Annotated in this window: 13 protein-coding genes; 9 read left to right on the forward strand and 4 right to left on the reverse strand. The window is 37.8% G+C overall.

The genetic code is table 11. The features are described 5' to 3' along the window. Positions 1-273: 273 nt before the first annotated feature. The 3 genes from glnL to ASC84_RS03345 all read left to right on the forward strand — a co-directional run bounded on the left by glnL (position 274) and on the right by ASC84_RS03345 (position 3,691). On the forward strand, positions 274-1,380 hold the full coding sequence (gene glnL, locus ASC84_RS03335; protein WP_034613940.1) for a nitrogen regulation protein NR(II): 1,107 nt from the start codon (positions 274-276) through the stop codon (positions 1,378-1,380). Beyond that, the gene (glnG, locus tag ASC84_RS03340; RefSeq protein WP_004719719.1) at positions 1,370-2,854 is read left to right on the forward strand and encodes a nitrogen regulation protein NR(I); all 1,485 of its coding nucleotides are present in this window, start codon (positions 1,370-1,372) and stop codon (positions 2,852-2,854) included. The genes glnL and glnG overlap by 11 nt, the downstream gene beginning before the upstream one ends. Positions 2,855-2,974: 120 nt before the next feature. Further along, the gene (locus ASC84_RS03345) at positions 2,975-3,691 is read left to right on the forward strand and encodes a hypothetical protein (RefSeq protein ID WP_056511712.1); all 717 of its coding nucleotides are present in this window, start codon (positions 2,975-2,977) and stop codon (positions 3,689-3,691) included. A 56-nt stretch (positions 3,692-3,747) separates the two neighbouring features. Here the strand turns inward: ASC84_RS03345 and ASC84_RS03350 are convergent, their stop codons facing one another. Both ASC84_RS03350 and ASC84_RS03355 read right to left on the reverse strand, forming a co-directional pair. Next, complete coding sequence (locus ASC84_RS03350; RefSeq protein ID WP_004719714.1) at positions 3,748-4,350, reverse strand: YidB family protein; 603 nt, start codon at positions 4,348-4,350, stop codon at positions 3,748-3,750. 125 nt (positions 4,351-4,475) lie between these two features. Next, positions 4,476-4,946 (reverse strand): DUF6231 family protein, encoded by a 471-nt coding sequence (locus tag ASC84_RS03355; RefSeq protein ID WP_004719712.1) that lies wholly within the window; start codon positions 4,944-4,946, stop codon positions 4,476-4,478. Between the two features lie 32 nt (positions 4,947-4,978). On the opposite strand from ASC84_RS03355, the gene ASC84_RS03360 reads away from it, so the two are divergent. Next, on the forward strand, positions 4,979-5,851 hold the full coding sequence (locus ASC84_RS03360; RefSeq protein ID WP_004719710.1) for a DUF2797 domain-containing protein: 873 nt from the start codon (positions 4,979-4,981) through the stop codon (positions 5,849-5,851). A gap of 161 nt (positions 5,852-6,012) precedes the next feature. Here the strand turns inward: ASC84_RS03360 and lpxB are convergent, their stop codons facing one another. Further along, the gene (gene lpxB, locus ASC84_RS03365; RefSeq protein ID WP_056511715.1) at positions 6,013-7,188 is read right to left on the reverse strand and encodes a lipid-A-disaccharide synthase; all 1,176 of its coding nucleotides are present in this window, start codon (positions 7,186-7,188) and stop codon (positions 6,013-6,015) included. Between the two features lie 229 nt (positions 7,189-7,417). On the opposite strand from lpxB, the gene ASC84_RS03370 reads away from it, so the two are divergent. The 5 genes from ASC84_RS03370 (at position 7,418) to ASC84_RS03390 (ending at position 13,954) form a co-directional block, all read left to right on the forward strand. Beyond that, positions 7,418-9,577 carry a TonB-dependent siderophore receptor gene (locus ASC84_RS03370; protein ID WP_056511718.1) on the forward strand — a complete coding sequence of 720 codons (2,160 nt, stop codon included), beginning with the start codon at positions 7,418-7,420 and terminating at the stop codon, positions 9,575-9,577. A 60-nt stretch (positions 9,578-9,637) separates the two neighbouring features. Further along, positions 9,638-9,916: a hypothetical protein gene (locus ASC84_RS03375; protein WP_056511720.1), complete on the forward strand. Its 279-nt coding sequence runs from the start codon at positions 9,638-9,640 to the stop codon at positions 9,914-9,916. A gap of 3 nt (positions 9,917-9,919) precedes the next feature. Continuing rightward, positions 9,920-11,482 (forward strand): PepSY domain-containing protein, encoded by a 1,563-nt coding sequence (locus tag ASC84_RS03380; RefSeq protein ID WP_056511723.1) that lies wholly within the window; start codon positions 9,920-9,922, stop codon positions 11,480-11,482. Then, on the forward strand, positions 11,479-11,766 hold the full coding sequence (locus ASC84_RS03385; RefSeq protein WP_056511726.1) for a hypothetical protein: 288 nt from the start codon (positions 11,479-11,481) through the stop codon (positions 11,764-11,766). Before ASC84_RS03380 ends, ASC84_RS03385 begins: the two co-directional genes overlap by 4 nt. A gap of 316 nt (positions 11,767-12,082) precedes the next feature. Continuing rightward, entirely contained in the window at positions 12,083-13,954 is a 1,872-nt protein-coding gene (locus ASC84_RS03390; RefSeq protein ID WP_162242518.1) for an ABC transporter ATP-binding protein, read from the forward strand. Between the two features lie 408 nt (positions 13,955-14,362). On the opposite strand, the gene ASC84_RS03395 is transcribed toward ASC84_RS03390, so the two are convergent. Beyond that, complete coding sequence (locus tag ASC84_RS03395) at positions 14,363-15,511, reverse strand: phospholipase A (protein ID WP_004719690.1); 1,149 nt, start codon at positions 15,509-15,511, stop codon at positions 14,363-14,365. Positions 15,512-15,534 lie beyond the last annotated feature (23 nt).

Genomic DNA, 15,534 nt, shown 5'->3' on the forward strand with positions numbered 1-15,534 from the left:
ATACATCCAATCAAATAATTAAATTACTACAATGCACCATTTTGGAACAATATAATGATAGCGTAATATGAATGCTGGTTTTTACACTTGAATAAAGCGCAGTAAATGCGCAATTTTTATCATTCATGTAAGAAAACTGCGCAGTATATAAAAGTTGGCGTGCATCTTGCTTTATATCAGGACGATTTAACCGATTCAATCACCCATGTTCGGGAAAATAGAAAACGAGGTGCAGATGCCATTGCGCTATTTAAAGACAGGAAAGCTCTGCTAATGGATCAATACCCAACAATTGATTATAGATTGCTGGTGGATAATTTAACCACTGCAATTCTTTTGGTCGATTGTAATTTAAATATTTTTTATCTTAATTCATCATGCGAAGCATTGTTTGATATTAGCTTGCTTCGTGCGGCAGGTCAGCCAGTGATTAATATTTTACATGCACCAAATGATAGCTTTAATACCTTGGAAGCATTAAACAACTCAATAAAAACAGGTCAAGCTTATACACGCCGTGAAGCGATTATCAATGTTAACTTTAAAGACATGCATGTTGATTATTCCGTGTCGCAGTTAAATACAGGAAGACCCTATCACCCATTACTATTAATTGAATTAAATCCGATTGATCGGATGCTTAAAATTTCTAAAGAAGAAAACCTGATTCAACAACATCAAGTTGCACGTCAACTAATTCGAGGTGTTGCACATGAAATCAAAAACCCATTAGGTGGAATTCGTGGTGCAACTCAACTGCTTGCTCGTAGTTTAAATGATCCACAGTATGCAGAGTTCACCGATATTATTATTAGTGAAGTCGATCGTTTAAGAAACCTTGCTGATACTATGCTGGGTTCGCGTCAACTCCCGAGCTACGAATTGGTCAACGTGCATGAACCGCTTGAACGTGTTCGCTCTTTAATTGTCAATCAGACCAAGAAAAAAATTAAAATCACACGAGACTATGACCTTTCATTGCCTGATGTCAAAGCAGATCGCGATCAACTAATTCAAGTGATGCTCAATATTAGTGTCAATGCGGTACAGGCGATGACTGAGAATCGTGAGTTTTTTATTGATCATCAACCTGAACTGATGTTGCGTACACGCATTCAACGTTTGGTTACGATTAATGGCGTACTGAATAAATCAGCCATTCGTATTGATATTGAGGACAATGGCCCTGGTGTTCCTGAAGAAATTTTAGAATCCGTGTTTTATCCGCTTGTGACTGGCCGTGCCAAAGGAACAGGTCTTGGCTTAAGCATCGCACAAAATATCATGCATCAACACAACGGAATGATTGAATGCCAATCCGTTCCTGGAAAAACAGTATTTAGCTTATATCTACCTTGGGAGTCTAACCATGTCGCATAATAAAATTTGGGTGATCGATGACGACCGTGCTATGCGTTGGGTCTTGGAAAAAACATTTAAAGAAGAAGGCTTCGATGTCACCAGTTTTGAAGAAGCACAATCTGCTTTAGATCAGCTTCCAAGCAATGCGCCAGATGTCATTCTCACTGATATTCGTATGCCCGGCATTGATGGTTTAACCTTCCTAGGAAAAGTCAAAGGAAGTTATCCTGATCTGCCTGTGATTATTATGACAGCACACTCAGATTTAGAATCTGCAGTATCGAGCTATCAAACAGGTGCTTTTGAATATCTACCAAAACCTTTTGATATTGATGAAGCACTTGCGTTGGTGAATCGTGCCATTTTGCACATCAACAAGCTACAACAACAAGAATCTGCCAAAGTCACCCCAATTCAATCTACTGAGATTATTGGTGAATCCCCTGCAATGCAGGAAGTTTTCCGTGCCATTGGACGTTTATCTCAATCGCATATTACCGTATTGATCAACGGGGAGTCTGGAACAGGTAAAGAGTTAGTTGCACATGCTTTACATCGCCACTCACCAAGAAGCAGTAAACCATTTATAGCTTTAAACATGGCCGCTATTCCAAAAGATTTGATTGAAACTGAATTATTTGGCCATGAAAAAGGTGCATTTACTGGTGCCAATACTCAACGCCAAGGTCGTTTTGAACAAGCCAATGGTGGAACCTTATTCTTAGATGAAATTGGTGATATGCCCTTTGAAACCCAAACACGTCTACTTCGTGTTTTGGCAGATGGTGAGTTCTACCGTGTTGGTGGTCATATTCCAGTTCGTGTTGATGTTCGTATCGTGGCAGCAACACATCAAGATTTAGAAAAGTTGGTCAATGATGGCCGTTTCCGTGAAGACTTATATCACCGTCTAAATGTCATTCGTATTCATATTCCTAAACTTGCCCATCGTTCTGAAGATATTCCGATGTTGGCACAACACTTCTTGGCACGCGCGGGTAAAGAACTTGGGGTTAGTCCAAAAATTTTACGCCCAGAAACGCAAGAGTATATTCAAAAACTGCCTTGGCCTGGCAATGTACGTCAACTAGAAAATACCTGCCGCTGGTTAACTGTGATGATCACAGGCCGTGAAGTTTATCCAGAAGACTTACCGTCAGAATTAAAACAAATTCCAATCAATAAATCTGATGATCAGGGTCAAGCGCAAGCTGGTATCGACCGTGTTGCATTACATCATTGGGATGAGTTACTGGCGCAATGGGCGATTCAAAAGCTTAAAAATGGTGAAATGAAAATTTTAGACATTGCTACCCCAATGTTTGAACGTACTTTGATCATCGCAGCACTTCAACAAACCCGTGGTCGTAAACGTCATGCTGCTGAACTCTTAGGTTGGGGGCGTAACACTTTAACGCGCAAACTCAAAGAATTAGGCATGGATTCTGCTGAAGATGATGAAGAGGAAGACAAAACTGTTTTAGCCGAATAATAAGCCATTCATAAATATAAAGTTTACTCCAACCATATTTCGTAAGAATATGGTTGTTTTTTATTGGCTCATGGTGAAAAATAGCCTCGTGAAATTTAAACTTTATCGTCTAGGATAAAAATGAACAAAACTGTTGTTTTACTTAGCTTACTTTCTATTTTTAGTGTTGCTTGTTCTAAAAACAAACCGCATGACAGTTCTGAACATCAAGCAGAAGCACCAGTGGTTAAAAAAGTACATAAAGCAGCCAATTCAGATAATTGCTTTAAGTTAGAACCCAACAAACAGTTTACTCTAAACAACAATGAAGAGACAGAAATCCAGATTGTTCCCACAACCTTTAACAATCAGAATGCGATAGCAATCGTTAGACAAGGCGCAGGTGTGCGCACAGATTATATCTACGATTTAACTGGCCGTACCATGCTTGCAAACTTAGACTATGGTATTGCTGCGCTCGGATCAAATCCTAATGATGTGCTGGTAAAAACCACCTATCAAGCCCCGCTTCCAACATTCCCATCCAATCTTAAACCACAGCAAAAGTTCCAAATGACGTATAACGCAGTCATTGAGTCGCAAATGGATAACAATGATAAGTCTGAAAACAATAAGACGATTGACTTAGTATTTGTAGGGTTTGAGGATCTGACTTTAATTGACAATGATGACAATACCTTAAAGTTCGATAATGCATGTCATTTCATTTCTCAAATCGGAGATGAAACATTGGATGAATGGTATGCTGAAGGATATGGGCAAATTAAATATGTTAAAAAGAAACAGAATGGCGACGTAAAAAGTAGCGAAGCAATTGGGGATGACCCACAGCCTTAATTTAAATCAGCCAGTCAACATCTATTGACTGGCTTTGATCATTTTTATGTTCGATTTTACTTTAAAAAGCCTGATACCAAATTCATCACATTTTGAATATCACCATTGGCTTCAGTGTGATCTGTTGCATCACCTTGTGGTGTGAGTGAATCAATAATTTGCGGTAATACTGTAGAGATTGCACCATACACTTCATTGGTCGGAACATTGGCTTGTTGAGCAACTTGCTCGACTTGCTGACCACCAAATAAACTCTGGATTTGCTCAACATTTACAGCACCATTACCTTGTGACGGATCGACCCAACTTTGAACCTGCCCACCTAAGCCTGCACCTTGCAATTTAGCCAAAGCACCCTGTAGGCCACCATTTTGTTGAATCCAACCCAAGACTAATGGCACAACTGCAATCAATAAAGAAGAAGCATTAAAACCACCCGCTTGTGGTGCTTGTTGTTGTTGTCCACCTGTCAAACCACCTAAAACTGAACCGAGTACGCCACCCAATCCACCTTGTGATTGTTGTTGCTGCCCACCCAAGCCACCGAGTACTGAACCAAGTACCCCGCCCAATCCACCACCAAGCCCACCTTGTGATTGTTGTTGTCCGCCAAGTGCTTGTTTTGCCAGAATTTCCACAATATTGGTTAAATCTGTCATGAGTTTTCCTTTTTTAAGTTTTATGAGACAAGTACAGCATACTTGGCTTTAACCTATTCACCAAAATTGGAATTGTTAAATTTTGCAATAGCTTAAGGCTGATTTTTATAACCAAAATAAAACCATTACCAACGAAATTTATTCCAGTTTTCTGGGTTGGCCCAGAACTTAGAATTAAACCAATCTGGTACATGTTTATAGGTCAAAATATTAAACTGCCAAAGTGCAAAATCATTTTGATGTAAGGTTTTATCAATCAGTTGAGTAAAACCAAGCGATCTGAGCAACTGTTCATCTTTTAACTGACATGCCACGACGATTCGTTTTGCCAGTAAATCACGCAACTTAACCAATAACTGGGATTTCTGCAAATCAGTCACCCCAGACATTTCATCTGTATCTAAAAGTACAAATCCTAAATCATATCGTTGCGTAAAAGGCAGACTTAAAAACTCAGATACGTTAAAATAGGACCATTGAATTGAATAATTTGTAGGGTATTGCGCCAAATTTTGCCCAATACACAATGCAGTTTGAATTGGCTGTTCTTGCGATAAATCGTCTAGCATTGAAGTGATGACATTTTGCTCAGCCATAACTGCACCTTTTTTGAAGCGAGTAATTAAACATGGAACTACAAGGCATTTGTCATAAAATGCATGCAGGTCTTAAAGACCTTAGTGTAACTGATCAACAAACACATAAGGCAAATGTTGAATATAAATTTATATTAGATCGCTCAGAAACCGAGCTACCATTTAGTTTAGGCCAGGAAATTGAGATTGAAGCGACAGGAAATATTTATTGTGTTTCTTGTGGCGCAAAAACACCGAAGTCTTATTCGCAAGGCCACTGCTTTAAATGTATGAAAACCAAGGCGTCTTGCGACATGTGTATCATGAAGCCTGAAACTTGCCATTATCATTTAGGTACTTGCCGTGAAGATGATTTTGCTCATGAAGTTTGCTTTCAACCGCATATTGTCTATCTAGCAAATTCAAGTGCTTTAAAAGTGGGGATTACCCGTCTAGGTCAAATGCCAACACGCTGGTTAGACCAAGGTGCGACCCAAGCACTGCCTATTTTAAAAGTCGGTTCGCGCCGTCTTTCAGGTCAACTTGAAGTCATGTTTGGAACACAGGTTGCAGATAAAACGGATTGGCGAAAGTTACTTAAAGGTGAAGCTGAACCGATTGATCTGATTGAAATTCGTAATGAATTGGTTCAAGAATTTTCCCCTAAGATTCAAAGCATTCGCGATGAGTTTGCGCAAAATCTTGAATTTAATGAAACGGTTGAATTGTTAGAAAATGAATTACCTCGTGAATTCATCTACCCTGTCGATATTTACCCTGAAAAAGTTAAATCGCACAATTTAGATAAAACCCCAATCATTCGGGGCAAGCTACAAGGAATCAAAGGTCAATACTTGATTATGGATACGGGTGTCATCAATATTCGTAAATATACAGGTTATGAACTTAAAGTTCGGGCGGAATAATTTTTCACACCCAAACCCAGAAATTGATTTATACATACTCCTCTTTATCTTAGATTTAGAGGAGTTTTTATTGGTTAAATTTTTTCTAAACTGATTACAAGGTTTTCCAGCAGCTCGATAAGCAAACGAATATTTGCTTAATCAGTTGCTAGCGTTAAAAATCAAGCTGTTAAAATTGCTAAAATCGCCTGAACCGGATCTTCACTATTTCCAGCCAAAAGTTGCTTGTGCATGGTGATCAATTGCATCACCTGAATTTGTGCAGTTTCAATATTCATTAATTTTTCAATTTGATTGGCCAAATTTTCTGCTGTGGCATCTTGTTGAATAAGCTCTTGAATCACTTTTTTACCCGCAATAATATTCGGCAATGAATAATACGGAATTTTCACTAAAAATTTAGCAATCACATAAGTTAACCAATTCAACTTATAAAAAGTCACCATTGGGCGATGTAACAATAATGCTTCAAGTGTCGCTGTCCCCGATGCCAAAGCCACAATATTGGCAGCATTCATGACCTGACGACCAATTTTTGATTCTTTATCAGTATTTTCCAGTAAATGAATTTTTGCAACCAAATCACTTGGATAATGCTTTAATAATTCCTGAATTTGCTGTTTGCGTAAATCATTAATGGCAGGAATCAGGAACTGATAATCTGGATATTTTTGATAAAGAATTTTTGCTGCATCCAACACCAACGGCCCAAGTCGTTCAATCTCACCACGTCGACTCCCCGGTAACAAGGCAATATGCTTTTGACTGATATCTAAACCAAGCTCTTGCTTGGCATCCAAAATTGGATTTTGTAATGGCAATTGACTTGCCAGTGGATGCCCAACAAAGGCTGCTGGTACGTCATACCGTTGATAAAAGCCTTTTTCAAAAGGAAATAGACAAAGCACTAAATCAACACTGGCTTTGATGCCATGCACCCGTCCTTGTCGCCAAGCCCATACAGATGGACTGACATATTGCACCGTTTTAATAGGCAAGTTTTTCTGTTTTATACTTTTTGAAAGGCGTAAGTTAAAGTCTGGCGCATCAATACCGATAAAAACATCTACGGGATTGGCAGACCATCTCTCGACCAGACCATCACGTACTGCAAATAATTTTTTTAAATCTTTAAGCACTTCAACAATCCCCATCACAGATAAAATATCCATTGAATAAAAACTGTTAAATCCTTCTGCAATCATTTGAGGACCACCAATCCCCTCAAATTCAGCATCAATACCCTGTTCACGAAAACGACGAATAAGTTTTGCGCCTAAAGTATCCCCCGATACCTCACCTACGACAATTCCAATTTTAAGCTTTCGATTTTGCAAGATATTCTTCCTGATCAGCACTATAAGTGCATGATAGCATATTCATAAGATTTAATTGTGAATAGTCAAAACAGGATACTGGTATGGCAAATGCGTGAATTTATATAACAATTCATCTAATTTTCTATCGTTATTTTATTTTCTATTTATATTTTCAATTGCACGACTATTGTAAGCTCATGCTACTAACAATAAACTAAGCGATAATTATTATCATTTAAGATAAGCAATGCTGAATTCTCTCCCACACAGTTTTAAGTTCTCTATTCTTAGTTTAGCGGTACTCAGTGCTCAGCAGAGTTTTGCTGCAGATATTGAAAATCTACCCACGATTTCAGTTCAAGCCACAGCTGATCAAACTGAATTAAGCTCTGAACAATCAAAATCTTATATCGTTAAAAAATCTGCAAGCGCTGCCAAGCTGAATATTCCAGTCAAAGAAACACCACAAACAGTGAATGTTGTGACACGTCAGCAATTAAATGATTTTGCACTCAATAGTGCACGTGAGGCTCTAAGTAATACACCTGGTATTACTGTCAGCAGTCAAGAAACCGAACGTTCAACCTACACTGCTCGTGGTTTTGAAATCTCAAATATTTTAACTGATGGCGTCGGCTTCCCTTCTAGCAGCTACAATTATAATAATACCAACCCTGATACATATTTTTATGATCGTATTGATGTGATTAAAGGTGCAGATGCCTTAACCAATGCTTTTGGTGATCCAAGCGCAACAATCGATTATATCCGTAAGCGTCCTACCCAAGAATTTCAAGCCAATGCTGGGCTAAGTTATGGCTCTTGGAATACCCAACGCTATGAAGCAGATGTTTCAGGTGCATTAAACAAAGAAGGCAGCATCCGCGGACGTTTGATGGGTTATGAACAAACTGGAGATTCTTATCTAGATCGCTATTCATCCGAGAAAAATGGATTTTCTGGCATCATTGATGCGGATTTAAGTGATAGCACATTATTGACAGTCGGTTATAGCCAACAACAAAACAAACCTAATGCAAATAATTGGGGGGCTTTACCACTTCTCGGTGCAGATGGGAAGCAACTTTCTTATAACCGAAATTATAATCCCAATCCAGATTGGGCCTATTGGGACAATAAATCACAAAATGCTTTTGCTGAGCTAAAGCAAAAAATTAATGATAAATGGACAGCAAAGCTGAGCTATAACTACACCCAAACCGACCACAACAGTAACTTACTCTATTATTTTGGTTACCCTGATCAAAATGGAGCGGATGTAGCCCTTACCGCTTGGGGCGGAAAAGAAAGCCTAAAAAGACATTTTGCTGACTTAAATCTACAAGGCTCTTATTCATTATTTGGCCGAGAACACGAAGCGACACTGGGTTATAGTTATCTACAAAGTAAACAGTTTGATCAACAAACTTCAGGTATGATCAATGATATTAATATCTACAATGATTATTCCCAAGGTTATTTACGTCAGCTCACCACAAACTGGGCAAGCTGGACACCCCAATCAGTAACTTGGTCTGCTTTTAGTGATGCTGCAAACTATACTCAAAAGCTCAATTCTGTATATGCTGCAACACGCCTACACTTAAACGATGATTTAAAACTTTTACTCGGTTTAAATTATGTTCAAGCTAAAAGTGAAGGTGAAAGTTATGGTTCATCAATGGCCTATGATGAAAACAAAGTATCTCCTTATGCTGGCATTACCTATAACTTTAACCCTGAATACACGGGTTATCTAAGCTATACCTCTATTTTCCGCCCACAATCTGGATTAGGTACTGATAATAAAGCACTCAAACCAGTTGAAGGCGAAAGCTATGAGGCAGGTATTAAAAGTTCATGGCTAGATGACAAACTCACTGGAACTTTGGCGGTGTTTCGTACAGAACAAAGTAATTACCCATTACGTAACTCTGACGGAAACCCTCTCAATCGAAAAGTTGAAACCAGTGACTTACGTTCTCAAGGGGTAGAAGTTGGACTGGCTGGACAATTAACAGATCATTTAAATCTGGCATTCGGTTATAGCCAATTTAGTTTAAAAGATTTAAAAAATGGTGGAGAGGCACGTACTTACAACCCTAACCAAACCATTAATCTTTTAACCACCTATACTATTCCAGCTATACCTAAACTGAAAATTGGCGCAGCGTTACAATGGCAAGATGCGACCAAGCTGTATGACTCTTCTGTAAAGAGTACAATTACCCAAGATGCTTATGCTTTAGTGAATTTGATGGGTAGCTATGACTTGAATAAGCATATTTCGCTACAGGCAAATGCAAACAATGTGACAGACAAAAAATATTTATATAGCTTCCCAGATGGTCAGGCTTTTTATGGCCCATCTGCAAACTATAGTGTTGCTGTAAAATTTAAATACTAATCTGAATTCGCCTTAATCTTTTAAGATTAAGGCGTTTTCAATTGCAAGAAAGTGATCGTTATGCAGATTGTGCTCTACCCTTTATCAGTGCTCTATCGTTTTATACTGGCTTTTGGTATGGGCTATGTGTGCAGTTATTTAGTATCCTTAGCTTTAATTGATGTGTTTTATCCTTATTTTGCCAAAGCTGAATCTATTTACTTGGCGGCATTTAGCGCACTTATTTTTTACATTATTTTTGTGATTCTAAGCTTTTGTATACATTCTTTAAAAAAACTTACGCTGATCAGCCTAGCTCTGGTTGCTACTTTTTTCCTATTTTCCAAGTTTATAGGTTAACTCATGCATAAATCTGTTCGTCAATCTATGGCATGGTTACACTCTTGGATCGGGCTTACCTTCGGCTGGCTGTTATTTGCAATTTTTTTGACGGGTTCTGCAACATATTATCGCCATGAAATTAGTATGTGGATGCAACCACAATTCGCGAGTATGCAAATCAAACAGGAATCCGCTATACAGTCTGCGTTTACTTATTTGCAAAAAAATGCGCCAGATGCAAAAAGTTGGTATATCGGTGTTGCAAACCAGAATACCCCTGCAAATAAAATTTATTGGCAAAAAGCAGATGGTGGTTATGAAAGTAAAACTTTAGATGCCAATACAGGTAAAGAATTGAGTCTTTCTGCCACACAAGGCGGTGATTTCTTTTATGGATTTCATTATCAGCTTTATGGAATGCCTTATTCGATTGGGCGTTTGATAGTCACCTTTGCAGCGTTAATTATGTTTATAGCCTTGATTTCAGGCATTATTACCCATAAAAAGATATTTACCGATTTCTTTACCTTAAGAGCATTTAAAGGTCAGCGTTCATATTTAGATTTTCATAATGTAAGTTCGGTAATCGCATTGCCCTTTTTCTTAACCATTACATTTACCGGCTTAGCGATCTTTTTCTATCTGCTTTTCCCCGCAGGGATGAAAAAAGCCTATCCAGATAATCCATATCAGTATTTTGATGAAATTCGTCATGTTTCAACTGCAAACAAGGTTCAACAAGCACAGCCGAAGAATATGTTATCTATTCAACATTTCCTGCAACAAACCCAACAGCAATGGGGAAAAACTAATATTGATAACATTACCTTAGATCAACCAAATACACAGCTTGCCAAGCTCACGATTACTGCCTTAGAAGATCATTCGATTACACGTAATCAAGCACAACTTAGCTTTAATGGCGCTACTGGTGCTTTAATTGGGAATACTCGTAATAACAGTGCAATTGCAACATTAAATGCCAGTATGTATGGGCTGCATATGGCGAATTTCGCCCAACCTTTATTACGTTTAGGCTTGTTTTTCTCTGGTCTTCTGGGCTGTGCAATGATTGCTTCGGGCTTATTGCTCTGGAGTTTAAAACGACAATTACAAAAGAAAAATGATCATTTTCACTTTGGGCATTATCTGGTAAATCGACTCAATACCACGATGATTATTGGTTTACCTATTGCGATGTTGGGTTATTTATATGCCAATCGTTTTGTGCAACTTCAAGCAGATACACCGAATTATGAAGTCTATACATTTTTCACTTTATGGTTATTCAGTTTTATAATTGCGCTCTGCACAAAACAACAATATCTCTGGAAAACTCAGCTCAAATTACTGATTGCCATGACATTAGCCTTGCCTATTTTAAATGCCTACTATCTGATTTCTAATCAATATATTCATTCATTACAGGACTATTGGTTATTTTTACGTGTGGACTTAATGATCTGGTTATTTGCCATTTTAGCGATTTTTTTACATCAAAGAATCACACCGATTCAAAACAAAGCTGTGGCGAAGATCAAGAAAAAGCTGGAACAAAAACAAGCGCAGGAGTCTGTGTCATGATATTGGCATTTGCATTTCTCCTGATCCTGATTGCCAGTTATAGCTTGTATTTGGTCAGCTCAAAGCAGATCACCAAGACTCAGAAAAGTAAATTGTCTGTTTTAGCGCAACATGTGAAACTGGTAAAAGTTATCGCATTTGCGTTAATCATCTCGGCTTTATTTTTATTCAGTGTAAATTATGGCAATAGCATCTCTTTTGTGGCCTTATGCATACTGAGTAGTCCAATACTGTTTGGATTGATACTCTTTGTAAATGATTTAAAACCCAAAATAAAAAAGTAGACATTTAGCGTTTTAACACTGTGCTAAGTAAATTTGATCAGTTTTTTAGGATGCTCAATGGCTAATCTATATTCATTGGGCAATCCTGATTGAATCGATAAGTTTTTTTAAAAAGCTTTAAGCACAGTATAAATCGTTTTTATTCGATATAAATAACTGGTGTAATTTCCACGAAAACTATACAATCTACATTACCCCACTATTCTCCCAATTTCTGCTGAATTTGCCTTAAAATAATTTAAGCTGTTCAGGTTGTAACTTCATTTCAATATTTTACAATTTAATCAATCTATAAAATTTCCACGAGGATTTTATGTTGCTGCAATGGTTTGAAAAGTTAGTAGATCCATATCCGTCGAAAGGTTTAAACGAACCATTACCCACCAAGTTCTTTCCATTTGTTTGGCAAGCTGCGACTGGTGTTAAGCGTTATTTATTGATTTTAATATTATTCACTGCTGCAACAGCTAGTTTTGAAGCTTTATTTTTTTCACAAATCGGACATTTAGTCGATTGGTTGACACAGTCTAAACCTCAAGACTTTTTAGTAAAGCATCGTGAAAATTTGATCTTTTTAAGTTGTATTTTATTGGCAAATATCTTTTTTGCCAGTATGCAATCCATTATCAGACATCAGATTTTATACAGTAGTTTTCCAATGCGTTTACGTTGGAGATTTCATAATCTAATGCTACGCCAAGGCTTAGACTTCTTCCATAATGATTTTGCTGGACGTTTATCAGCCAAAGTCATGCAGACGGCGCTAGCGGTACGTGAGTTTTGGGTGATTTTGGGCGACATGGTGACTTATGTTGTCATCTATTTCATCACCATCAGCATTGTATTGGGATCAATTTCTCCTATTTTATTGATTCCACTTTTATTATGGTTGGCGTTGTTTGTTAGTGCAGCGTTATATTACATTCCAAGATTAGGACGAATTTCCAAAGAACAAGCCGATGCGCGTGCGGTGATGACTGGGCGTGTAACCGATGCCTATACCAACATTCAGACAGTAAAACTTTTTGCACATGCAGGACGCGAAAGCCAGTATGCAAAAGAGTCAATGAAAGAGTTTATGCGTACAGTGTTCAAACAAATGCGTTTAGGCACTGCATATGAACTTTGCATCAATTTGCTGACAGCCGTTTTATTCTTTGGGGTTTTAGGTACTGCCGTTTGGTTATGGTTACAGGGTCAAGCAGCGATTGGTGTGATTGCAGCAACAACAGCCATGATTCTTAAACTTAACAGTATGGCTGAGTTTATGATGTGGCAAACCTCTGCCCTATTTGAAAATGTCGGAACAATTCAAGATGGTATGCAAACTTTAGGTCGTCAGATCAATATCCAAGACAAAGAAGATGCCAAACCACTTGTTGTGACTCAAGGTAATATTAAATTTAGCGATGTCACATTTGCTTATAACAGCAAAAAAGTCATTGATCACTTTAATTTAAACATTCAACCGGGTGAAAAAATTGGGATTGTTGGACGTTCAGGCGCTGGAAAATCTACATTAATTCAATTACTTTTACATTTTTACACCATCAATAATGGAAAAATTACCATTGATGGTCAAAATATTGAAGAAGTCACTCAAGACAGTTTAAGAAAAAATATTGCGCTTGTGACCCAAGATACCTCTTTATTACATCGTACAGTTGCGGAAAATATCAAATATGGTCGTCCTGATGCGACTGATGAAGAAATGTATGAAGCAGTAAGAAAAGCCAAAGCAGATGAGTTTATTCCGCAACTTTCAGACTTAAGAGGTCGTACTGGCTATGATGCTTATGTTGGTGAGCGTGGGGTAAAACTTTCTGGTGGTCAACGTCAACGTATTGCCATTGCACGTGTATTTTTAAAAGATGCGCCTATTTTAATCTTGGATGAAGCAACCAGTGCTTTAGACTCCGAAGTTGAAGCTGCAATTCAATCGAGCTTAGATGAGTTAATGCAAAATAAAACTGTGATCGCGATTGCTCACCGTCTTTCAACCATTGCTCAAATGGATCGTTTGATTGTGTTAGATCAAGGTCAAATTGCAGAACAAGGTACTCACGAGGAACTGATCGCACAAAATGGTATTTATGCACACTTATGGCATAGACAGACAGGTGGTTTTTTGGTTGAACCTGAACAAAAAGCCTCAGAGGATGAAGATTCAACAGTCAGCACTTCGTAAATAAAGCCTTTAAATAGCTAAATTATAAAAAACCACGTTAAAAATAGCGTGGTTTTTTATTGCGTCTATTCTATTGATTAAGCGCTTATTTCATCAAGCATAGCTTTATCTGGATATATTTTAGGTACTGTATACAGTTCTATGATTATATTTATTGAAACAAGAATTAGTCGGCTTCATGAGGCAATAGAAGTGGTTGTTTCGCTACAATTAAGTGCCCTCCATCATTCGTACTTAGATTGTTGCCATACTTAATCTAGTATAAAAATAGTGCTATAGGATCTCCCTTTATTTACCCAAATAAAACTACAGCTACTCCCTATAACTCAATAATCAGAAGCAAAAAAGCTGCCTTGTATAAAGACAGCTTCTTATTTAAATCTAGCCAATCAACGCTATTTTAAATGATTAATACCAATTCATTAACGAAACACCTAGACCAACATAGGTCGCACGGTGATTATAATCAATCAAGCTTTCACCATAACCATCAAACAATTGAAAATGCCCACGTAACTTGCCCTTAATTGGAAATGCCCAATCAAATTGCATTGCACCATGCGAGTCATCCCCACCTTTTAAAGAGTGACGTAGCATCAAAGAAAAATCATTGTCATTCCAGCGATAGAATGCGGTCAAATCACCACGACCGATATAATTTTTAATATCAGGGTTATTGTCATCCTGAAAATCTTCTTCAATGCGATACCACGGACGTACCATTAAGGCAAAATTATCTTTTTCAAAACCAAGATTTAAAATGACCCTATTCCAACTACGTGATAGCGGATCAGAACGTCCGTTTGACTGATGATTCAAAGTCAGACCCAGTAAGCGACCATTTAAACCTAATAAATTATAATTGGTTCTAAAAATCAAACTCGCTTCAGGTTCGTAATTTGTTTCACGAAATGGACGAGACTCTTCACTGTTATAAACTTGCCAGCGAGAAGATTGGGTATAACCGACCCAAACATCACCATTGTTCCCAAACAGATTTTCGGCAGCTTTGGTTTTTAAAGAAATCTGGAATTTCGCTTCCATCGACTTTAAATTTTGATCTTCATCCACGGTGTTTTGAGGATTTGGACTCTGTGGAAATTCATTTTTCTTACTGGTCCAAAATGCGGGAAGTAAATATACAGGTTGGTTCGCTCGAATATTCCACGTACCTAATTTACTGTCTTGAGAAAGCTCCCAACGTCGATCAAGTAATGAGGTATTCGGATCAATTTTATCGCCATGAATCGCAAATAAATTTTCTGCTTTCTGGGTGATTTTATCTTTGAGGGTTTCAGGTTCAACATCGGCTTTTTGAATATCTAAGGCAGCACGTTGCTCTGACACCAAAACTTGCGGAGCAACTGTAGGTATTTTAAATATTTTATCGTAACAAGCCAAACGGTCAGCATTAGATTCGAGTGCAACACAGGCTTGCGTACTTGCAGGATTCACTTGTGCAGTATCATCTGCATGAGCAATGGTCACCAAACCAAAACTGAGCATCATTAAGATGCTCAGATTCAATGGTGTACGTTCAAAATTTTTGAACGACATAGAATTCTCCAGAAAGAATTTAT

It is taken from the genome of Acinetobacter sp. Root1280, from assembly GCF_001425285.1.
Lineage (GTDB): Bacteria > Pseudomonadota > Gammaproteobacteria > Pseudomonadales > Moraxellaceae > Acinetobacter > Acinetobacter guillouiae.

Excerpts from the sequence above, each read along its gene's own strand:
- ASC84_RS03385 (WP_056511726.1), top strand. The coding sequence starts at position 11,479 with ATGATATTGGCATTTGCATTTCTCCTGATCCTGATTGCCAGTTATAGC.
- ASC84_RS03360 (WP_004719710.1), top strand. The coding sequence starts at position 4,979 with ATGGAACTACAAGGCATTTGTCATAAAATGCATGCAGGTCTTAAAGAC.
- glnG (WP_004719719.1), top strand. The coding sequence starts at position 1,370 with ATGTCGCATAATAAAATTTGGGTGATCGATGACGACCGTGCTATGCGT.
- ASC84_RS03380 (WP_056511723.1), top strand. The coding sequence starts at position 9,920 with ATGCATAAATCTGTTCGTCAATCTATGGCATGGTTACACTCTTGGATC.
- glnL (WP_034613940.1), top strand. The coding sequence starts at position 274 with ATGGATCAATACCCAACAATTGATTATAGATTGCTGGTGGATAATTTA.
- ASC84_RS03370 (WP_056511718.1), top strand. The coding sequence starts at position 7,418 with ATGCTGAATTCTCTCCCACACAGTTTTAAGTTCTCTATTCTTAGTTTA.
- ASC84_RS03395 (WP_004719690.1), bottom strand. The coding sequence starts at position 15,511 with ATGTCGTTCAAAAATTTTGAACGTACACCATTGAATCTGAGCATCTTA.
- ASC84_RS03375 (WP_056511720.1), top strand. The coding sequence starts at position 9,638 with ATGCAGATTGTGCTCTACCCTTTATCAGTGCTCTATCGTTTTATACTG.
- ASC84_RS03355 (WP_004719712.1), bottom strand. The coding sequence starts at position 4,946 with ATGGCTGAGCAAAATGTCATCACTTCAATGCTAGACGATTTATCGCAA.
- ASC84_RS03345 (WP_056511712.1), top strand. The coding sequence starts at position 2,975 with ATGAACAAAACTGTTGTTTTACTTAGCTTACTTTCTATTTTTAGTGTT.
- ASC84_RS03350 (WP_004719714.1), bottom strand. The coding sequence starts at position 4,350 with ATGACAGATTTAACCAATATTGTGGAAATTCTGGCAAAACAAGCACTT.